The following is a 22,059-nucleotide window of genomic DNA, read 5'->3' as shown; positions in this document are numbered from 1 at the left end:
AAGTTTACCTATCTTCCTCATCCATCGGCTCCCATTTGTCCTTGAACGCCTGAATAATATGAAGTAATTCATTTTTTCCTTTAATCTCATAATGTTCTTCATGATCATTCATATCAAGATTCCCCTCTTTGTCAACTGTCATCGTATAGCTTTCTTTGGAGCCCTGGAAAAGAACCAGATACCCCGTGCTGACAAATTCATCACCTTTTTTGAGCTCCATCGATTCAGAAGCTTCTAATACCTTATTAATATCATCTTTTTCAGTCAGCGAAATTGCTTTTGGTTTTCCTGTTGGATTTACTTCATATATCATAATTTCTTTAATTTCATTAGCTTCATTTATATTAGAAGGTAACACCTGTGCAAATAGTTTATTGTCTCCCTCAAATTTTCCGACGAAGAAAAACACTCCCACTGCAATCAGCAATGAAATAATAAGTATTTTTTTCATGCTTACTTCCACCTTTTCCTGCTATTAATTAATTGTCTGTTTTCATTATTAATATAATGAAACGTTTTGTCCATCAAGAAGGTCACTGAATTTACACTGGATAATAAAAGAGCAGGAGCAAATAGCTGCTCCTGCGCCCTTCTCTACTTCTCAATTATATTGTTATTTTTAATTTCGTAAACATGATCCGCTACGTTTTCGACAAAGGCAGCATCATGTGAAACAAAAATAATCGTTCCCGGATACCCTTCAAAAAAAGATTCCAATGCTTTCGTTGTCTGGATATCCAAAAAGTTCGTTGGTTCATCTAATAATAATACATGATAGGAGCCGAGAAATAATCGGCACAGCTGCAGCCGGATAGCCTCACCGCCGCTTAAATAACGAAGCTTTTTATAAATATCATTTCCTTTAAAATACATAGAATGAAGAACACTGCGTAAAAAGCCTTCCTCGTAATCAGTCGTTTTCTTCAAACTGTTTAGTACCGTTTCATTCGACTTTTCCTGATAAGCAAGCTGTTCAAAGAATCCAAATTCCACTTTAGGAGAAATCTCCATCCCTTCCCGGCGATGATAAATCGCCTGAAGCAAGGTGCTTTTTCCAGAACCGTTTGCTCCGGTTATTGCAATTTTTTTGCCTAATGGAAATTGAAAACGAACTTTCTCTAAAAGAGTCTTCTCACCAGCCTTCAAGGTCAGCTGATTTCCCATTACGGGAAAGGAATGATGCAGCTCTAACGCCTTAGAGCGATGAAACGTGATTGGCCGTTCATGCTGTACAGCATCAACCTTTTCCATTTGCTCCAGCCGTTTCTCCATTGCTTTGGCACTTTTTTGCATCGATTTTTGTGAAACATCCTTAGGCTTTGTAGCAAACATCCGATTTACACCCTGCTTTTTTCGGGCATTTGCTTTCTCACCCTTCATCATTTTCGCAGCCTTTTGCATTTTATCCTGTGCTGCTGCTTCTAAACGGGATTTTTCCTTCAGATATTGTTCATGTGCGTCCTGCTGCTGACGTTCTTCTAATATTTTTTGCTCTTCATAATCGGTATAGTTCCCTGAATAGACATGAATCTTTCCATCTCGTATTTCCCAAATTGTTGTGACCAGCTGATCCAGAAGTTTACGGTCATGACTGATTAAAACAAGCGTCCCGTAATAATTTTCCAGTTCTCTGCGCAAGTATCGTATTCCCTGCTGATCAAGATGCGTTGTTGGTTCATCAATCAACAATGCTTCGTTATAATCTGCCAAGAGCTGTGCAATTTTTATTTTGGTCTGCTCTCCTCCACTGATGCCTTCTTCTAAATCTGGCACCTGAAGCTTTCCTAAAACCTTTGGATCTGCTGCTTCTCCGTCAGGTGTTTCCATTTGCTTTAAATAAGCAAAGTCCGCATGCCGGTGAATTCTTCCTTTTGCCGGTTCTAATTCACCGGCCAGCAAACGGAGCAGACTTGTTTTCCCTGATCCATTCGGACCGACAATTCCAATCCGGTCCATAAAATGAATTGCTAAACGTTCGATGGAAAGGATTTCTCTGTCTAAATACGTTAATTCTACATCTTTTATTTCAAATTGAATGTTTTGCATTTTTGCTACCTCCGAGATTTTAAATTTCTCGTATCGATAGCCTGAAACTGTATCGATACGAGCTTGTGTTTTCTTATAACAAGCCCGTATCTATTAAAAGAACAATAGCATCTGCATAAAAATCTCCCCTCACTTTTATTTTTTCAGAACGAATGCCCTGCTTCCCACTTTTAAGAAATAGAAGTTTTCGTTATATCTGTATTGAAATTGAAAAAAAGAACAGCAAATGGTCTGCTGTCCTTTTCACATACTGCATTCAGGAAAAAGATATACCTTATGTATACCTTTATTATAATAGCTGAAAAAAGACAGACGACTCCTATTTCTCTGCAGGCGCAAAAAGCACAGGCAGAGCTTGAACATATTATCAAATTAGTTGTTCAAGTCTAGGAATCGAAATCTCATCTCAGCACATTTTCCCTTCCGTTCTAAGTTTACTTTTTCATTATAAGACAGTTTGAAGGAATACGTCAAATGGTTCCCTTTTCCAGAAAACAAGTATTTTTACAGTTCAATCATCGGACCTGGTTTATTCTGTTTAGCAGCCTCTTCTTCATAAGAATGTGCACTATACGGAACGCCAATATCGCGGGCAACTGCTTCATCATAGGAAACGAGGTCATCCTTTTTCACCTCTGACAAGGCGGTTTTCCCCATAATTCGAATGCCTTCTTCCATTTCTTTTGTGGAAGCATTGATAAAATTAACTAAAGCCTTCGTCCCTTCCTGTCTATTAAAATCATCCTTATATTTTCCGTCATACCAGACAACCTGCGTAGGCGGTTCAAAGGGAACAGCCTTTAAAACCTGCTTATGAGACAGGGTAAATAAGACAACAGATCCTAAATAAACAGCATCTGCGCCTAATGCAATTGCTTTTAAAAATTGACCTGCATTGAACATACCACCTGAAATAACCAGACTGACATCCTCTCTCGCCTTCCGTTTTAGCAAATGCTGATGAGCGCGCTGTAAGCCATGAATAGTCGGGATTCCAAAATCCTCTGATAAGATCGGCGGTGCTCCATGTGTTGCTGCCTGCGCTCCGTCCACAGCAATATAATCTACACCGATTTCTAACAGAGCATCTATGTCCTCTTCAATTTTGCCGCCTGCGCCAATCTTCGCTCCGATTGGAACGCCGTCTGTCATATCTCTTAGCTCCTGGACAAGATTTTTAAAATCCTCTAATGTTTGATTCTCAAAGAAATGATTATGAATAATCGCTTCTTCTCCATCATCCAAATTTAATACCTTCCGAATATCGCCCTGCAGCTCATCAGCCGGTATAACAACGCCTGAACTCATTAAAGCTCCTTGTCCAAATTTTATTTCAATCATGGAAGCTTTCTTAATCAGATCTTTTTCCTTCGACCAGCTTGTCTTCGAAAATTGCAATATATAATTATTTGTACCGTCAATTTCTTCTTCCATTACCCCGCCCTCACCGGAATTAAGCGCAGTACCAAGCTGGTTCACCGCATCAACCAGCGCCAGTCTTACTTCTTTACTTAATGCAATGCCATATGCCATTCCGCTGATCATTAATGGGATGTCTAATTTCATCGGTTTCTTGGCTTTTGGTCCGATCGTTACTTTCATGTCTATTTGCTCCGTGTACTCCGTTGGAAATTTAGCTACTTGAGCCGGTATAAAGGTCAGCTTTTCAAAATCTGGCCATGTTTTTGCAGATCCAAGCGGCCGATGCAGGACATCTCCAGATTCTGCCCGCAGATTATTCTCAAAGGTTCGTTGGAATCCCATATGTTTAAAGCCTGTTACCATTTCAAATATATTCTCCTGATAACGGTCCTCCATCAGGATTTTTCCGAATTTATTAACCATCCTCTTTATCAGACGCCGTCGCATGAGAAACATCAATAACCAGCCAACTATAAACAGGATTAGCAGAATAAGAATAATAATGTCAAGCATCGTCTGTACACTCCTTTACACCTTACTTTCTGGATTGTCATTTTGTACCTTCTGTCTTCTTTCTTTCTTCCATATAGGGTCTGTCGATTCATGATACTTCCGGTTAATCCAATAAATTGTGATAGGGACAACAATAGCTAATATTAGGCCAATTATCGCCTGTATAGAAATTCTATTTTCGATAAAATTCATCCACATCATTCTTTTTCACCTGCTCTGTATCAATTCGTATTTCCTGGTTCACGTATAGTCACGTCTACATTCAATGTTACGTCTACATTGGAAAAATAATTTTTCCCGCTGTCCCAATTGCCTTCTACCTGCTTCCAGATATCAGGATGCTTTCTAAACAAAAATTCATGAAATTCCAATATATCTACACCATAATCGTTCTGTAACTTCGATATTGTCTTTGACATCACTTTTTCCGCTTCCAGCCTGAATTTCTTTTTCAAATTCTCTATATTCTCTTCCTTGATAAAATCCAGTCCTTGAGAAGCTTCTACAAGCTCTCCAGTCAAAAATACATCAAATTGAAAGTGGAGGTTTTCGGGATCACTATTAAGAAGTTTTATTTCGGTCCGTCCATCAGGAATGGTGAACGATGCCTTTTGTCCGTTATGATCTACTATAAGCGTTTCACTAAAACTGGGGCGCGTTAATGCTAATCCCGTTATTTCATCTCCTTTTAGTATGCCAACCATTTTCCCGTTCTCTCCTTCAAAAACAGCTACTCCACCTAACTGAATACCAGTTGTTGAGGGCGTATTTTCTAAATAAGGAAGGTAAAAACTTTTATTCTTAATAAAAAAATATTGCATATCTCCTGCAGTTTCCGGTTCTAAATCTGCTAATTTATAATTGGATTTAATGAGCTCTGTAATGTATTGAGAAGGAAGCTTTACATTTTCTGGATCTATATTTAACAGCTCCTCTGAGCTTCCGTTGGCTACTGCTAAAATAATATCCCGGTTCATTCTGCTTTCCCGCATAAACACATCTATAATATCTGATATTTTATATTCACTTTTTACCAGCTCATCTGAAATAATTACAATTTCAATATGACTGTTATCAAGATCTCCATCTTCTTTTTCCTCAATGGACGATTTCACTTCAAAAATAGTTTTACCAATGCTTGAAACGTTGCGGAAGCTTTTTTCTCCTCCACTACTGTTATTTGGCAGTGAAACGAGTCCGTTTGGAATAACAACCTGTGTCATCATTTTTAAGTTTTTATCACCATTATCCTTAACCGGATCAATTGCCACTCCAGACACAAAAGCCCTATTCTCTATTTCCAAGCTGTCCCAGCACCCTGACAATATTAACAATAGTGGAACACAAAATAAGAAAAAAAGATATCTCATGATTTACCTCGCTTTCCTTTTCTGCCCTTTCCCCAGTACATTATCCATAAGAAAACTAGGGTGATTATAGTTAAACATTTAGCTGCATACCCAATTATTGTGCCTAAATCTGACACTTGATAATAATCGGTTGGAAGAAGCGATATAAAGTATACAAACGGTAATAAACTGAAAGCGACAAAAATTTTATTTGCTTTCGGAAAAATATCTGTAATGATTAACACACTGATATCATAAGCAATGGCAGTTGTCATAAATACAGTAGTAATCCAGATAACAAAATATAAGGATTCAATTCTATCCAGAAAACCTATAGATCGCACCATATTCGCCAATTCAACCAGCGGATAAACAGTATTAGCTGTTGATACATTTCCAAGTACGGCGATACACATTAGATAAACAGTGATATAAAATCCTGTCACGGCTATTGCACCAATTACTGCTGACTTTACACTTTTCGATGGTGTTCTGGTTAGCTTCATATAAAAGAAAAGGACGAAAACACCAGAATAAGATAAAATGCTATTTGGCAGTTCACCTAAATACGATTTGAAATCCGTAGTAAAGGCCGGGAGCATCCGGTTCCAATCTGCAGAAGGAAGAGCCGTAATAACTAAAACAATTGTTGCAACAGCAGTCAAAATAATTATTCCAAAACCAGTCCGAAAAATTGCTACACGCTCTCCGCATACAGCATACAAAACCACAAATAAGAATACGAGATTAATGGCTTCCGATGGGGTTTTTTCAAACAAATAATGATGAGATATATTAGCAATAAAAGCTGCCTCATAGCTGACAATGGTTACTGATAATAAAAAAAACAACATACTTAACAGAATCGCAATCGGCTTCGTCAGCATTGAAGAAGTATACGTATAAAAAGACTGTCCAGGAAATAAAGAGGCAATTTTAGCAATCAGAAAAGTAGAACATGCACAAACTGCCCCTCCAATTAATAATGTTATCCAACCATCTGCGCCCTCTGTCTGGCTGGCCAGCGTACGCGGGTAAGTCAATATCCCGACAGCAACAACAATACTGGGAACAATTGTTAATATAGTTATGTTTGATATTTTACCGTCGGCATACCCTACTGTTCGCATCTATTATTCATTCCTTTGTCTGTTGGGATCTTTTAACTCATCCTGTAAAAAGATATACTGTTCTTCCACTTTCGTTATTGGTCCTCTGATAACATTGTCCATCATATCCTGCTTTACTGCAGGAAAAACTGTAAAGCTATATGGAACACCGAAGCTTTTTAAATTTGTAACGTGTATAACAAGAACAAGAAACGCAAGAATCAGTCCAAATAATCCAAAAAGAGCGCAAATCAGCATAAAACCAAAACGGACAGCTCGAAAACTGATAGCTACACTGTAATAAGGGGAACAAAAGCTGGCAATTGCAGTTAACGCGGTAATAATGACAATAATCGGGCTTGCTATTCCTGCACTAACAGCAGCCTCTCCAATAACAATACCGCCAACGATACCAATCGTCTGTCCAATTATCCGGGGCAGCCGAATAGCCGCTTCCTGCAGCATTTCAAAGGTAGCTGCCATTAATAATATCTCTGCTATCGCAGAAAATGGCATTCCTTCACGGCTGGCTGCAATGGAGAATACCAATGTTGTCGGCAGCATCCCCGGATGAAATAAAACCATTGCAATGTAAAAAGCAGGTAAGAATAGTGCTATCAAGCTTGCTACAACTCGAAGAATACGTAATAAGGATGCAGTAATCCATCTCTGGTTATAATCTTCCATCGATTTGTTAATATCGCTGAGAACAACTGGCCCTATTGCCGAAAAAGGAGTCCCATCTACCAAAACAGCGAAACGCCCATGTAAAACTTCAAAAGCAACTTTATCCGGCCTTTCCGTACTTAACATTTGCGGAAATGGAGAAAGAGAGCTATCCTCAATCCACTGTTCAATTTGTGAAACATCTGTGATATATTCCAGTTCAATCGATTCAAGCCGATAAATAACTTCCTCCAGAATCTGGGGATTGATCACATCTTCTACATAACAAAGTACGAGCTTCTGCTTTGACCTCGTACCGACTTCATATGCTTTAAAGCGCAGATTTGGATCACGGAGATTACGACGAATCATCGCTAAATTGACTTCTAAACTCTCCACAAATCCTTCTCTTGGCCCCTGGATTAAATTTTCCGATTGCGGCTGCTCAATAGCACGTTTGTCTCCACCAGATGTCCCAATGACTAACGCATTTTCTTCTTCCTCCAGAAAGAATACCGTTTGTCCGTCCAGCACAAGGTTAATGATTTCCTTCATATCATTCAATTCTGCCACGGAGGAAACTGCAATCATTTCGAGCTTTACATTTTCTAAAGGGCTGCCTTCCATTTCTTTTAAATTCTGCTGCAAAGTCTGGATAATATCCTGATTAATCATATTTGTATCTGTTATTCCCGATAAATAAGCAATTCCACATTTCTTTTGCAGTTTTCCAATGGAGATATAACGGAGATTTAAATCTTCTGGATTACCAATCGCGTTCTTTAATGTATCGAGGTTATCGCTGACTTTATTCGAAAGCTTCGAACGTACCTTTGGCTGGACAGGATGACTGCCTAGTTGCTTTTCTTCTTCCTTTTTTTCCTGCTGTTTTAATTTTGTAAATACAGATTGGCTCATTCCAGGTTACCTCCTTCCCCAAGCACCGCCTATATTCCAAGTAAAATATAGGGGATAATTTTAACAATAAATAAGCTTATAAAATCCTTATTTACGTTTCCACAAAATCAAATATTTATACTTGGTTCAATCGAAAAACCCCCTTTGCATCTTCCATTGATACAAAGAGGGTTTTAGCTTATATTTGTTATATAGTTATATATTTATTTTTTCAGTATATACGGCATATCCTGATCTTCAGGAAGCAGCGAATCATAATTTTCCGGTCCTGCCTCACGATCACGAAGCTCTTTCGCAGCATCCTGCAGTACTTCTGGATTTTGCAGAACGTCAATAATAGTGCTCGCAATCGCTTTTCCTGCAAAAAGCATTCCTTTTTTTGCATAGGAAGTCTTTCCTTGAGACACCACCTGCCAAGTATGGAATGGAGTACCGAAAGTCCAGGTTGCAGCCATCAACTGCGCAGTAGGTGTCACCCAGCTGACAGCACCAACATCGGTAGAACCTGATCCCTTCACATATTCCGGCGCCTCGCGGTAGGCATCCACTTCATAAATAAGTGGACGCTCAGCAAGCTCCTTCGCCTTCTTCTTGCCAACCAGTGAGGCAGCAAATGCGATATCATCTTCATTTAATGTATTATAATATTTTTTACTTAATTCCAGCTCTTCCTCTGTAAAATGCGGGCGTTCTAATGCTTTCATATTTTTATGAAGCAGTTTATCTAATGTAGCATTTTGTACAAGATTAGAGCATACGCCTTCAATACGGTAATCCATGGAGGTTTCTGTCATTAAAGCAGCGCCTTCCGCGATTTTTATCAGACGTTTAAACAAAGCACGGGCCTGATCTGCATGAGGAGCACGGACAAAATAAGAAACCTCTGCTTCTTTTTGGACAACGTTCGGAGACATTCCTCCAGAGTTTGTGATTGCATAATGAACCCGGGCTTCGTCAATCATGTGCTCCCGCATATAGTTGGCACCGACATTCATTAGTTCCACAGCATCTAATGCGCTCCGCCCCAATTCTGGAGAAGCTGCTGCATGCGAGCTTATCCCATTAAATGTAAAGGTGGAGTGGATAACCGCCAGTGATGGTCCATGAAACAAGCTGTTTGTATAATGCGGATGCCAGGAAAAGGATGCAGCCACATCATCGAATAACCCTGCTTTGACCATATATGTTTTTGCATAACCGCTTTCTTCTGCCGGGCAGCCATAATACCGGATCGTTCCTTCTAAATTATTTTTCTCTAAGTATTCTTTTACAGCAACTGCAGCAGACATTGAACCTACGCCAAGCAGATTATGACCGCAGCCATGTCCTGGACCATATGGTACTGCCGGATCAAATTCAGTCACACCGGCTTTTTGACTTAAACCAGGTAAAGCATCATATTCTCCTAATATTGCAATCACCGGACCACTGTTTCCAAAGGTTGCAGTGAATGCAGTCGGAATACTGGCTACTCCACGTTCTACCTGAAAGCCTTGCTCCTCCATAAAATCAGCTGAGCATTTAAAAGACTGTTTTTCTTCATAACGAATTTCAGGTGTTTCCCAAATTTGATCACTTACTTTAAAAAAAGCTTCCCGCTTCTGTTCGATTATTTCTTCGATTTGGCTGATAATACTCATTGTTCTCATACATTCCTTTCTTCTTTAGTGCTATTATATATTTTATAGCAAAATAGAGTGCAATGAAATAATTACCTCTACTATTAGATAATACAACTATGTAAATTGGGTTACTAAATTATGTAATTCATTTTCACAATAAAAATAAATCATAGTAAACATCGTGAATATAAGAAAGAAAATTATATTTGCTACATCTTTAAAGAATCAAAAAATAAGCCGCATGAAAAAATTTTTCAATTTCTCACACGACCTTTTCCTATAATTAAAACGAATATAACATCGTTTTTGATGTTCCTTCTATCTCTATATCTTCAAAACCCAATTGATGATACAGGCTGATTGCTCCTGTATTTTTTAGATCGACACTGAGAGACAGCCCAATGTATCCTGCTTTCTTAGCTCCTTTTATTATTTCAATCAATAATTGCTTTCCTAATCCCTTGCCTCTTTCACTTTCAACAATTGCAATACCGAGCTCAGGAATATCAGGACTGACAAAGCCATATCCTTTTTCATTTTCGTTAAACAGGCGGCACCATACCGCTCCAACAGCCTGATTCTGTTGATTTATTGCAATAAGAGCCATATCTCCTGTTCTTCCCCAGTTTTGATGATATTTACGTAAATACGCTGCTTGGAGCAGCTCTTCTTTTGGCGGCTTATCAGACGGGATATATATAGATTCGTATAGCATATCCGTTAAAAAATCAGTATCTTTCCGGCTTTGCTCTATTTTTCTGATTGTATATATAGCGCTTCCCCTACTTTCCCGGATATCTCTCCTGTAAAAAAAGCACAGACTGCTTAATTAATTCCTTTAATACCTCTTCATCAATATCTGCCACTTTATTAATATAGACGCAGGACTTACCTGTTGTATGTTTACCAAATTTTTCAAGCAAGTGTTCACGCTCTGTATCTCCTGTTGCAAAGTAAAGACTTATCTTAGCCTTTCTTGGAGAAAAGCCGACTAAAGGTGCGTCTCCCTCATGGCCTGAATCATATTTATAATGATACTTACCAAAGCCAATAATACTCGGGCCCCACATTGCTGCCTCAAATCCGGTTGTCTCAGCGAATATATCCAGCAGGCGGTATGCATCCTCCCGCTTCTTTGGCTGCTCTACCTGTTCAATAAATTCAATGACACTGTTATCTGTTTCTTTTGTTTTTAATTTGTACATTTATTTACCCCTCATATGCCTTTCGCAATGTTTCTATATCTAATTTCTTCATTGGCATCATTGCCTTGTTAACTCTGGCAATTTGCTCTGTTGTTGCATTCTCACTCATCATTTCATCCATATCTTTGGGAGAAATTTGCCAGGATACACCATACCTGTCCTTTAGCCAGCCACATTGCTCTGCTTCAGGTACTGCCGATAAATGCTCAAAATAATAATCAATTTCTTCCTGCGTTTCACAATTAACCAGTAAAGAAACAGCTTCATTAAATTGAAAATCATGATTCAGAGCACTATCCATTGCTGTCATCCAGACATTTTCGAGCATAAAATCAGAAAACATTACTGTTCCCTCTTTGTTTGGATCCATCCCTGCCGGATAATGGGCAACGACTCCCTGTTTACTATTTTTAAAAATAGATTGATAAAATTGTACAGCTTCTTCCGCTTTCCCTACATTTTCACCAATGAACATCATCGACGGTAATATTGGCGGTCTTTCTTCTCCCTCGGGGTTGGTCAGGATAAGCTGCCAGGAAAGCCCGTATTTATCTTGTATCCATCCGTATTTTTCACTGAAGGGATACGCATCAAACGACATAAGTACCTGCCCGCCATCGGACAGCTTCTCCCAAACCTCTTCAATCTGACTGGATGCATTCTTATCCCGGGCCGGATCAAAATTTACCATAAAGGAAATCGACGGATTAATTGAAAAATATGGACCTGCACTGATTGCCATAAAACGCTGTCCCCATAAATCAAAGGATATCAAATCACAATCTCCTGATGGTGTATCCTTTAAAACAATTTCACTGATAATCTGCGAATCAGGAAAAATGGAAGTGTAGAATGCCACAGCTTCTTTTGCTTCTTTATCAAACCAGAGATGTGGAACAATATTTTTCGTAATCGTTGTCATTATTTTTCCTCCTTTAAGATAAAAGATACTTTTAATATACCATTTTCTAACCTGCTCTGCTTCTTCTAGTTTGCTCTTTTTTTCGTCTTTTTTAAACCCGCTTGTTATCGTGCTATACCAATGATTTACGCTTCCATTAATCTGAAAATTATTTCTTTCTTTTTCTTAAACAGATGCCTAGACACAGAACATCTCTTCCACTATGATAGTGCTATTGTTTTTTTAGTTAGAACGAAAGGAAGTGTTATATAGTGACAATGAAATTCTCCCGTAATATGATTTTATCCGTATTTATGATTGGTACGTTTGCAATCGGGATGACAGAATATGCTGTAACTGGCTTATTAACACAATTTGCTGCTGATCTGGATGTAGCAGTTTCTGCAACTGGATTATTGCTCAGTGTCTACGCCATCAGTGTCGCTGTCTGCGGTCCGGTGCTTCGGATACTGACGGTTAAATATTCACCGAAATCATTATTAATCGCACTCATGTCTATTTTTATAATAAGTAATATTGTGGCTGCCACAGCTCCTACATTTGAGATATTACTTCTATCCAGACTTCTTTCTGCAACGATGCACGCACCATTCTTTGGGTTGTGTATGAGTATGGCTGTCGATATTTCTCCGCCTCACAAACGCACCAGCGCAATTGCTGCTGTGCAGGGAGGTCTTACTATTGCTATTATGCTTGGAGTTCCCTTTGGATCATACATCGGCGGCATGCTGGATTGGAGACTCGTATTCTGGTTTATTGCATTGATGGGTATTATCAATTTAATTGGAATCATGATTGTCACACCCGATATCAAGCAAAAAGAAATTCCTAAGTTAAAGAACGAAATGGCTATAGTAAAGAATAAAAATGTCTGGATGCTGATTGCCGTGATTGTTTTAGGCTTTTCCGGTGTGTTTACAGCATATACGTTCACAGAGCCGATGCTCAGAGAAATTGCAGGCTTTGATGTAACAAGTATAACGATTGGATTATTCTTATTCGGGCTTGGCGCTGTGATAGGGAATTTTGTTTCTGGAAGCATTCAGCCTGAGGTATTGACAGAGCGCTTAATCGTAGCGATGACTATTTTAGGCACCGTGCTGATCGGCTTCACTTTCCTGCTTGCGAACCCATTCTTCACGTATGTTGCCTGCTTCTTATTTGGAGCTGGCACATTTGGAACAACACCGATATTAAATGCAAAGATTATCCTGGCAGCAACGGAAGCTCCAGCTTTATCAGGAACAATTGCTGCATCGGTGTTCAACCTGGCAAACTCGATTGGGGCAACCCTTGGAAGTCTTCTGCTGACGAATCAATTTTCATTCAGACAAATCACTTTTGTCGCCGGCGGGATGATTTTCTTTGGAGTGATATTGATGTTTGTTACGCATAAAATGGAAGATAAGTCTTTATTCAGATCTGCTGAAAAGGCTTATGAATAATTTTGTAAAAAAGAACGGCTGATACATGTTGTATTTGGCCGTTCTTTTTATTCTCTTCAAGTTAAATTTCCACTCTCATATGCTTTAAGCCAATGATAAGGCTGCAATTCTTTCAATGTTTTAAATTCAAGCTCATTATCTGGATTTGTTACAGCTGCTTTTACATCCTCTCCCCAATAAAATAGCCGTTCCTGACAAACACCACATGGCGTTAAAATGAGGTATGGGGCATTTTCGTCCTCTCTGGCAACACAAATGGAACGGGTTACTTTTGTATTAAGCTTATGTGCTTCTAAAATTGCTCCTGTTTCTATACATAATTCTGTAGAGGCGTTAATAACTTCAGGAGCAACACTTGTTAATATCTGACCTGATTCTGTGTACATGGCTGCTGCACCACCCCAGCCAGATGGGTATCTTTTTTTAATTAAATCTACTGCAGCATTGTATAGCTGCTGTTCTATATTCATATTAATCTCTCCAATTTTAATCTTTTGCATTGTCTATACGGCGGCTTAATGAACCTCTGCTTACTTCTATTCTTTTAAACAGAATAATCTTTTATATGAAACAGCGTTTCTGTAACACTGACGAATAGATCTCTTTGCTCTTTCCTTTCCCAATCCTCTTCCACTTCGGCCATCAGCCACATTACTTCGTCCAAAAATACATGCAATACTGTTTCTTCCCAAGCTTTTATCTCTACATTGGTTAAAGTTTGATGTTTGGAATAGCCCTCTAAAAACAGTTTCCATTCTTTTGGTGTAAAAGTACGGTTGGGGGCAGAAGATAATTCATTATGAAACAATAATAATACCAATGCTAAATCAAAAGTGCGCGGAATCCACTTGGCATTATCAGGATCTATAAGAACAGGATTATTTTGAAATACCAGATTATTCGCTTTATAATCATGTGGTGTCTCCACCCATTTTAATGAGGTATTTTTCAATGTTTCCTGATTCTCCACTGCCATATGTAATAACTCTTTCAACTTCTGAATAGGAATGTTGACTTGATAGCTGCTGACAAAGTTGCTAATCTTTTGCATATCATTATCCACTTCATGATGATAAAAATCAAAAACATCATATTCGCTTAAACCAAACGTATTTTTAGAAGAGGAAAGCGCATGTATACGGCCAAGAAGCTCTCCTGCCCGGATAATTTCTTTCTCTGTTCCCTGATAATTGCTTCCATTTATAAACGGGTAACAAATATAGCATGCATCATCTATTTGTTTTGGATTGCAGGTGTTTACGTTAACTGGAGTGACGACGGGTATACCTTTTTCTTTTAAGTACGTAGTATATCTGACGAGATTTCGTGCTCTTTCCAATGGGTATTGCGTTTTCTTGATTATATAATTATGAAGCTTATAGACTGGAGAAAATGGATAAATGCTTTTTTGTTCTTCAGCGACATTAAATCCAAATTCTTTTAAAATTGCTTTACTACTCATCTTTCATTTCCCCTTTTAAAGACACCTAATATTAATAATTTAAAAATTCCGGTTATAATGCAATTATAGCTTAGACTTTGTAAGTATTAAAATAAAAGTACTCTCCGGATCTTTAAGGAGAGTACCCTATAATGATAATCTTTTATTTCTACATGTATTATGATATGAAAAAGCTTAATCCAAATACCACAAAAAATCCAACTAAACCAATAATGGTTTCCATAACTGTCCATGATTTAAGGGTATCTTTTTCTGTCATCGCAAATAACCGGTTTACAAGCCAGAAGCCAGAATCATTTACATGAGATAAGACAGTTGCTCCACAGGCGATTGAAATAGCAATAAGCGCCAGCATTGGCTGAGAAAGCTCAGTCATGTCAAGAATAGGAGAAATCAATCCTGCTGCTGTAATCATTGCTACTGTTGCTGAACCTTGAGCTACGCGGACAAAAGTAGAAATCAAAAAAGCAAGCAGCACTAAGGGGAAACCGGAAGAAGCCATTAATTCTCCCATAGCATCGCCGACTCCGCTTTCAATCAGCACTTCTTTGAAGACACCTCCCGCCCCGGTAATTAAAATAACAATACCTGCAGGCTCAAGTGCTTTAGTTGTCATTGATTGCATTTCATTTTTTGTGACACCACGGCGTTTACCGAGAAAGTACATTGAAAGTAATGTTGCAATTATTAAAGCAACAAATGGATGGCCAATAAATGTTACAACTTCTTTAAAAATGCCTTCTTTCAGCAAGATACCTCCAGTTGTGTTAAATAGGATTAATACTAATGGGGACAAGATTAAGAAGCAAATCATTCCAAAGCTAGGAAGCAGTTTACCTTCCTCATTATTTGCTTTCTTTCTCTCTTCTTCCTCTTTAATATGTTCAGGAACATCAACATGAATTTTATTTCCAATATAACGCCCGAATATTGGTCCAGCTACAATCATTGCTGGTATCCCGGCAATAACACCAAATAGCATCATCCATCCTAAATCAACGCCTAATACAGATGCTACCGCAATCGGACCAGGTGTAGGAGGAATAAAACTATGTGCTACTGCCAAGCCTGCCAGAAGCGGGATTCCATAGTAAAGTAACGATTTACGCGTACGTATTGCCAAACTATAAAGAATAGGAATCAGAATAACAAGGGCAACATCTAAAAATACCGGAATAGCTACAATAAATCCGGTTAATCCAAGTGCCCATTGTGCACGTTTTTCACCAAATTTATCAACCAGGGTAAACGCAAGACGCTCTGCACCTCCGGATGCTCTGAGTACTTCCCCGAACATGGCACCAAGTCCAACTACGATTGCTATAAATCCCAGAGTTCCCCCATCCCAACTTCTATTACTTCCAACAGGAAAGCTGGTTCCATTCCTGTGAAAAGGCCGATGAGGATACTGGCAATTAATAGAGCCAGGAACGCCTGCATTTTTGAATGCATAATTAAATACAATAGGACGGCTATACCCAAAATTGTTATTAATATTAAACCAGTTGAAGACATTTATTTTCCTCCTTCTCTATCTGCTTCTTACCACTCAGCAACACTAGTATCTCTATGACGCCAAACCGGATTTCTCCAATTATGCCCTTTTTTAGCCATCTCACGAACATGCTCCTCATTGATTGCAATTCCTAAACCTGGACGATCTGGAATATCAACATATCCATCCTTATATTTGAATACGCTGTCATCTTTTAAATAATCCAGTAAGTCAGAGCCCTGATTATAATGAATACCCAGGCTTTGCTCCTGAATAAATGCATTATGACATGTCGCATCTACCTGTAGGCAAGCTGCCAAGGCAATTGGACCTAAAGGACAATGTGGAGCAGCAGCTACATCAAATGCTTCTGCCATGGATAAGATTTTTTTGTTTTCTGTAATTCCCCCGGCATGAGATAAATCCGGCTGGATAATATCCACATATCCATCCTTTAACAGATTTTTAAAATCCCATTTAGAATACATTCTTTCCCCTGTTGCTATCGGAATTACTGTATGATTGGCAATATCACGTAATGCTTCATTATTTTCTGGTAAAACAGGTTCTTCAATAAACATTGGGCGGAATTGTTCCAGCTCTTTTGCCAATACCTTTGCCATCGGTTTATGAACACGTCCATGAAAATCAATTCCTATTCCGATATAAGGACCTACTGCATCACGAATAGCTGAAACATTAGCTAATACACGATCTATCTTTTCATAAGAGTCAATGTATTGCAGTTCATCGGTACCGTTCATTTTAATAGCTGTAAATCCTTTATCAACTACTTCCTTAGCAGCTGCTCCAACGTCAGATGGACGGTCCCCGCCAATCCAGGAGTATACTTTAATAGATTCTCTTGCCTTTCCTCCAAGCAGCTGATGGATTGGTACGTTTAAATATTTCCCTTTAATATCCCAAAGTGCCTGGTCAATACCTGAAATAGCACTCATTAAAATAGGTCCACCACGATAAAATCCACCACGATACATTACATTCCAATGATCTTCTATCTGCAATGGATCTTTCCCTATTAAATACTCCATCAGTTCAATAACTGCAGCTTTTACGGTAGCAGCTCGTCCTTCAATAACCGGCTCTCCCCATCCAGTTATTCCTTCATCCGTCTCTATCTTTAAAAATAACCATCTTGGCTGTACCTGGAATAATTCATAGTTTGTAATTTTCATAGCTTTTATCATCTTTTTTTATTAAATTCTTAAAATCAAAAGATTTTTATCTACTCAACAGAAACTGCCTGAACAAATGCCCGTGCATTTTCTGTTAATTTTGACAAGTATGCTTCATCGAAGTCTTTCTTTGTATTTACCAGTGAGCTTCCAATTCCAAATGCTGCTGCTCCAGCCTTTTGGAAGTCAACAATATTATCCAGACCTACTCCCCCAGTTGGAACTAATGGAATATGAGAAAGAGGCCCACGTATATCCTTAATATAGGATGCTCCAATACTTGCGGGAAAGACCTTTACTAAATCTGCTCCTTCTTCGTAAGCTGTCAATATTTCTGTCGGCGTAAAAGCTCCGGGAATACTCACTTTCCCATAGCGTTTTGTTATTTTTATTGTTTCTTTACTTACTGTTGGCGATAAAATAAAATCCGCACCTGCATCTATGGCTCCTTTAGCAGACTCCGGATCTAGAACCGTCCCGGCACCAACCCTCATTTCTTCTCCAAATGCTTCCTTCAACTGTTTAATTCCTTCTATTGCGCCTGGAGAATTTAATGTCACCTCAATAAGACGGACACCTCCCTCTTTTAAAGCTGCTCCAATTTGCAACAAATCTTCTTTCTTCGCTCCACGGATAATCGCAATAATTTTATGCAGATAAATAGCTTCAAGTGTATTCAAAAAAACCCTCCTTATCGATTTACATCATCCTGATTGTCTGATTCCATAAATGCCTGTAGCTGATCTTGAGTTGGCAGACCTTCGATATCGCCATCAACCTGAGTTACCAAAGCTCCCATAGCACAGGCCCGTTTCACAGCATCCTTCCAAGCTAACTCATCCAATAATCCTGATAACAATCCTGCTGCAAAACCATCTCCTGCACCAACAGGGTCCATAACATAAGGAACGGAATAGGCACCCACAAATCCATTTTGATCTTTATTTTCATAGTAAGCTCCCTTTTCCCCAAGTTTGACTACCACTGCCCCAGCTCCAAGATTTCTACAGTACTTGCTAATTTCTGCTGCATCGGTTGTATCAAATAAAAAATCACCTTCTGACTTTCCTGGAAGCACAATATCAGATAAGCCGATTATCTTCTTTATCAGTTCTACACCATTGTTTTTATCGAGTAATTTTTTCCTTATATTTGGATCAAAAACAACTGTTACTTTTTCTTTCTTTGCCTTATGCAGAAGTGCAAAAATCATCTCTTCACAGGATTTGCTCAACGCAGGAGTAATCCCTGTTATATAGAGGTACTTTGTATCAGAAACATCTATGTTTTCAATATCCTCTGAAGTCATTTTACTGGCAGCGGAGTCTTTTCTATAATAAAAAATTGAGCTTGTTTGTGCATTTGTTTTTTCTTTCAGGAAAAGCCCGGTAGCTGCTTCCTTATCGTGTTTTACATGCGTTGTGTCAACTCCTTCCCCTCTTACAGCGCTTACAATTTTTGCACCAAGTTCATCGTTTCCTACTCTGCTGATCCAGCTGGTCTTGTGCCCAAGCTTTGCTAAGCCTATTAATGTATTCGTTTCTGCACCAGCAATTCTTGCTGAAAAGTCATTTGCATATCGCAATTGTCCATTTGTCTTAGGAGAAAATAGAACCATTGTTTCTCCAACACTTAAAACGTCCATTTACACACCTTCCTTACGCACATATCCCAGTTTTGCGGAAATATCATTTGCTTTTTGCTTTAAATGCTTAATAATGCTATCTTCCTGTCTAAGCATCCTCTCTTTAGGTCCAGCTACACTAATTGCTGCTTGGATAGCTCCCTTCATATCAAATATTGGTGCTGCTAAACAGTAAAGACCGTCTTCATTTTCCTCATTATCAATGGAATATCCCTGCTGTTTGTATTCTTGGAGCTTCTCCTCTAATTTTTCTTTATCAGTGATTGTCTGCTTCGTAATTGGCTTTAATTCAATAGTATTTAAATAGTCAGCCCGGTCAGCTTCATTCATAAATGCCAGGTAAGCCTTTCCAAGTCCTGTGCAATATAGCGGCTTCTGTCCCCCTGGGTAAGCTGAAGTTCTGATTGAACGGTTACTGTCAATTTTAGCAACATAAACCAGCTCTTGATCTGCCAGCACTGCCATAAATACAGTTTCTTCAATTAATTCCATTAATTCTTTTAAAGAAGAATGCCCTAAAGAAGATATATCTAGGGACTCCATTGCTGCATTTCCCACCGGAATAAGTTTCGGTCCTAAAATAAAGTGATTCTGCTGATTAACTGATAAGTAATTTTCATTAAGCAGTGTTTTTATTAACCCTGATGTACTGCTTTGTGGTAGCTGCAAAGTTTCACTAATTTCTTTAATTGTCATCCCATCAATATTTGCACTTAATAATTCAAAAATTCTTAAAACACGTTCTGCGGATTTAACTGACATAAAATCTCCTCCATCACATATGTGATTTAACATCTTGTATATGATTTTTATATTTAGAACTTTAACATGTATTTTTTAAAATGACAACTGTAAAAGGAAAAATAATAAAACAGGTTGTATTTATTTATCGTTCACAGCCACCTGTAATAAAATGAATAAATACTTCCAAAAGCTGCATGATATCTGTGCTATACAAAGGAACTAGGTGACTGCGATGCTGCCATGACTAGTTAAACGAAAAAAGAAATATAAAAAGCGCCATCCTGTTATTTTCAGGAAAGCACTTTGTAAAATAGTAATTATTTATAAAAAATAAGTATGTTAGATATCTTTTTTATACGCAGCATATGTTTTCCAAACATCATACCCTAATAAATTATAAAATCCCACCAGCCCTGTCCAGTCAATTACAATGCGAGAAATACCACGCTGCCTTAAAAATGAAATAGCCGCTTCAACTATTGCCAAGCCGTATCCTTGTCCGCGTTCCCTCTCATCTACTCCTAAAGGTCCAATACCGCCTAAGCTCTCCTTGAACAAAGGCGCCCAGTATACATTTTGAGCAATTAACAAGGATTTTTCATCATTCATGCGACAGAACCCAATGATTCTTTCCTCTTTCTTTAAAATAGCAAATTCTCTTCCTGTACCGCCTTTTTGAAAATAATGAATCGCTTCATATTCCCATCTTCCCGGGAAACAGCGATGTAAAAATTCAAGGAATAATTCCTTCTCTCCCAGCTTTAAAACGCTAAATTCTACCCCCTCTATTTTCGGGGTTTTTATTTCATTATTAACGTTATACTTTCTAATCATGTCATGCTCAGTACCATTATTTTCATATCCTTTATGAGCAAACCAGGCTTTTGTTTCCACCATTTCATCCGGAATACCAGGGAAATAATGCCATGGGTCGCGCCCCAAGAGAATTTGATTTGCACCAGCGGCCTTTAAATATGTTTCAGCGTTTGCTAATAATTTTGAGCCTATGCCCTGGTTTCTGTGCTTCCGGCTGACAAGAAGCACCTGAATCCATCCGGTCGTCCTGCTCATACCAATCTTCTCTTTTTCTTGATATATTTTTGCGGCAACAAATCCGATAACATTATCTTCATTATCGACGGCAATCATTGAGGCTATACTGCATATATTTTCGTCAGTGAAACTATTTTGTTTAAATAACTCTTTACGCATTGGAAATCCGGCTCCAATTTCCTGATTCCATAATTGAACAATATCTTCTATCCGCTCTTCATTCCATGGTTCTAACCTCATTATTGATTATCCCTTCTTTTTTTGGATGGGTGTTGATACTAAAATTTATTTATTTCTTTTATCATACCGTAATAAAACCCAAATAAAAACGCATTCATTAGCATCCTTATTTTTTTATCTTTTCATTTCCTTGTTTAAAGAAATCAACAGCAGCCCTTGTTTCATCCAGGTGCTTCACTGTAACAGGATACTGCAATGCTGCCACACTCATAAATAAAATATCCATAACCTGCAACTGTGCTATCCTGGAGGATGTAGCTCCGCTTCGGAAAATAGGCTCTCTTGTCGTAGACGTATACAATTTGATATCTGCATGCTCCGTGACAGGCCATTTCCCGTATTTTGTCAGACTGATTGTTTTCACCCCTCTTTTTTTAGCAAGGTGAAGCATATTTGCAATTTCAATGGTTTCTCCAGAAAAAGAAATACCGACAACGACATCATTTTCACTCATATTGGCCAGCACTAATGCTGCCGTATGCATATCTTCAAATGCATAGGCATTTTTATTAATCCGAATAAATTTTTGTACCGCATCCTGAGCAATCATTCCTGATGCACCAATACCGATAAATAGTATTTTTGATGCATCATTCATCGATTGTATACCTTCCTGCAGCTGATCAATATCAATTAATTGTGCTGTTTCCCGTATTGTTTGAATACTGTTATTCGTCATTTTTTCAATAATGGATAAAGATGTCTCATCGGGATCAATGTCGCGGAAGCCGTATTCTTCTTTGCTTTGCAAATCACCTGCGATGCGGATTTTTAAATCATGGAAGCCTTTCAGATTCAAAGACTTGCATAATCGAATTACTGCTGCCCCGCTTGTTTCACTGCGTTTCCCAAGCTCCTTTGCAGTTAATGATATAGCCGATTCCGGATTCTTTAAAATGTATTCAGCAATCTTTTTTTCAGATGGGGGGAGACTGGGCAGCATCTCGTTCATTCTTGTTATTCCACCGTTCATAAAAGGCAATATGATCAACTCATTTCTTTTTCTC

The 22,059-nt window shown here is 38.5% G+C and carries 20 protein-coding genes and 1 pseudogene; 1 reads left to right on the top strand and 20 read right to left on the bottom strand.

Annotated features, from left to right (window positions below; genetic code table 11):
• Positions 1-4: 4 nt before the first annotated feature.
• The 11 genes from OSO01_RS19720 to OSO01_RS19665 form a co-directional block, all read right to left on the bottom strand.
• Positions 5-451 carry a hypothetical protein gene (locus OSO01_RS19720; protein WP_147212191.1) on the bottom strand — a complete coding sequence of 149 codons (447 nt, stop codon included), beginning with the start codon at positions 449-451 and terminating at the stop codon, positions 5-7.
• Between the two features lie 143 nt (positions 452-594).
• Positions 595-2,046: an Msr family ABC-F type ribosomal protection protein gene (locus OSO01_RS19715; RefSeq protein WP_147212190.1), complete on the bottom strand. Its 1,452-nt coding sequence runs from the start codon at positions 2,044-2,046 to the stop codon at positions 595-597.
• Positions 2,047-2,550: 504 nt separating this feature from the next.
• Positions 2,551-3,981 (bottom strand): FMN-binding glutamate synthase family protein, encoded by a 1,431-nt coding sequence (locus tag OSO01_RS19705; protein WP_147212188.1) that lies wholly within the window; start codon positions 3,979-3,981, stop codon positions 2,551-2,553.
• A 15-nt stretch (positions 3,982-3,996) separates the two neighbouring features.
• A complete protein-coding gene (locus OSO01_RS19700) occupies positions 3,997-4,182 on the bottom strand; it encodes a hypothetical protein (protein ID WP_246145250.1) in 186 nt (61 codons plus the stop codon).
• Positions 4,183-4,202: 20 nt separating this feature from the next.
• Positions 4,203-5,351, bottom strand: coding sequence for a Ger(x)C family spore germination protein (locus OSO01_RS19695; protein WP_147212187.1), 1,149 nt, complete (start codon positions 5,349-5,351; stop codon positions 4,203-4,205).
• Positions 5,348-6,460 (bottom strand): GerAB/ArcD/ProY family transporter, encoded by a 1,113-nt coding sequence (locus OSO01_RS19690; protein ID WP_147212186.1) that lies wholly within the window; start codon positions 6,458-6,460, stop codon positions 5,348-5,350. The genes OSO01_RS19695 and OSO01_RS19690 overlap by 4 nt, the downstream gene beginning before the upstream one ends.
• Before the next feature lie 3 nt (positions 6,461-6,463).
• A complete protein-coding gene (locus OSO01_RS19685; protein WP_147212185.1) occupies positions 6,464-8,023 on the bottom strand; it encodes a spore germination protein in 1,560 nt (519 codons plus the stop codon).
• A gap of 203 nt (positions 8,024-8,226) precedes the next feature.
• Positions 8,227-9,663: a M20 family metallopeptidase gene (locus OSO01_RS19680; RefSeq protein WP_147212209.1), complete on the bottom strand. Its 1,437-nt coding sequence runs from the start codon at positions 9,661-9,663 to the stop codon at positions 8,227-8,229.
• Between the two features lie 265 nt (positions 9,664-9,928).
• Positions 9,929-10,360, bottom strand: coding sequence for a GNAT family N-acetyltransferase (locus tag OSO01_RS19675; RefSeq protein WP_246145245.1), 432 nt, complete (start codon positions 10,358-10,360; stop codon positions 9,929-9,931).
• A 67-nt stretch (positions 10,361-10,427) separates the two neighbouring features.
• Positions 10,428-10,850 carry a DUF1801 domain-containing protein gene (locus tag OSO01_RS19670; protein WP_147212183.1) on the bottom strand — a complete coding sequence of 141 codons (423 nt, stop codon included), beginning with the start codon at positions 10,848-10,850 and terminating at the stop codon, positions 10,428-10,430.
• 4 nt (positions 10,851-10,854) lie between these two features.
• A complete protein-coding gene (locus tag OSO01_RS19665) occupies positions 10,855-11,772 on the bottom strand; it encodes a VOC family protein (protein ID WP_147212182.1) in 918 nt (305 codons plus the stop codon).
• 257 nt (positions 11,773-12,029) lie between these two features.
• Here OSO01_RS19665 and OSO01_RS19660 point away from each other — a divergent pair, with 257 nt between their 5' ends.
• Entirely contained in the window at positions 12,030-13,217 is a 1,188-nt protein-coding gene (locus OSO01_RS19660) for an MFS transporter (protein WP_186813716.1), read from the top strand.
• A 56-nt stretch (positions 13,218-13,273) separates the two neighbouring features.
• On the opposite strand, the gene OSO01_RS19655 is transcribed toward OSO01_RS19660, so the two are convergent.
• The 9 genes and pseudogenes from OSO01_RS19655 to OSO01_RS19615 form a co-directional block, all read right to left on the bottom strand.
• The gene (locus OSO01_RS19655) at positions 13,274-13,687 is read right to left on the bottom strand and encodes a cytidine deaminase (RefSeq protein WP_147212180.1); all 414 of its coding nucleotides are present in this window, start codon (positions 13,685-13,687) and stop codon (positions 13,274-13,276) included.
• 74 nt (positions 13,688-13,761) lie between these two features.
• On the bottom strand, positions 13,762-14,679 hold the full coding sequence (locus OSO01_RS19650; protein WP_147212179.1) for a phosphotransferase: 918 nt from the start codon (positions 14,677-14,679) through the stop codon (positions 13,762-13,764).
• A 157-nt stretch (positions 14,680-14,836) separates the two neighbouring features.
• Positions 14,837-16,194 (bottom strand): annotated as a pseudogene (locus OSO01_RS19645) (GntP family permease).
• A gap of 27 nt (positions 16,195-16,221) precedes the next feature.
• Positions 16,222-17,370 (bottom strand): galactonate dehydratase, encoded by a 1,149-nt coding sequence (dgoD, locus tag OSO01_RS19640; protein WP_147212178.1) that lies wholly within the window; start codon positions 17,368-17,370, stop codon positions 16,222-16,224.
• A 50-nt stretch (positions 17,371-17,420) separates the two neighbouring features.
• Positions 17,421-18,050 (bottom strand): bifunctional 4-hydroxy-2-oxoglutarate aldolase/2-dehydro-3-deoxy-phosphogluconate aldolase, encoded by a 630-nt coding sequence (locus OSO01_RS19635; protein ID WP_147212177.1) that lies wholly within the window; start codon positions 18,048-18,050, stop codon positions 17,421-17,423.
• Positions 18,051-18,061: 11 nt separating this feature from the next.
• A complete protein-coding gene (locus tag OSO01_RS19630) occupies positions 18,062-19,015 on the bottom strand; it encodes a sugar kinase (RefSeq protein ID WP_147212176.1) in 954 nt (317 codons plus the stop codon).
• Entirely contained in the window at positions 19,016-19,777 is a 762-nt protein-coding gene (locus OSO01_RS19625; protein ID WP_147212175.1) for an IclR family transcriptional regulator, read from the bottom strand. It lies immediately after the preceding gene.
• A gap of 321 nt (positions 19,778-20,098) precedes the next feature.
• Positions 20,099-21,052 (bottom strand): GNAT family N-acetyltransferase, encoded by a 954-nt coding sequence (locus OSO01_RS19620; protein WP_147212174.1) that lies wholly within the window; start codon positions 21,050-21,052, stop codon positions 20,099-20,101.
• Between the two features lie 106 nt (positions 21,053-21,158).
• Positions 21,159-22,004, bottom strand: coding sequence for a MurR/RpiR family transcriptional regulator (locus OSO01_RS19615; protein ID WP_246145243.1), 846 nt, complete (start codon positions 22,002-22,004; stop codon positions 21,159-21,161).
• Positions 22,005-22,059 lie beyond the last annotated feature (55 nt).

Origin of the sequence: Oceanobacillus sojae, from assembly GCF_007991515.1 — a bacterium.
Lineage (GTDB): Bacteria > Bacillota > Bacilli > Bacillales > Amphibacillaceae > Oceanobacillus > Oceanobacillus sojae.
Note: the sequence above shows the minus strand (reverse complement) of the source record. Positions and strands in the feature narration are given on the sequence as shown.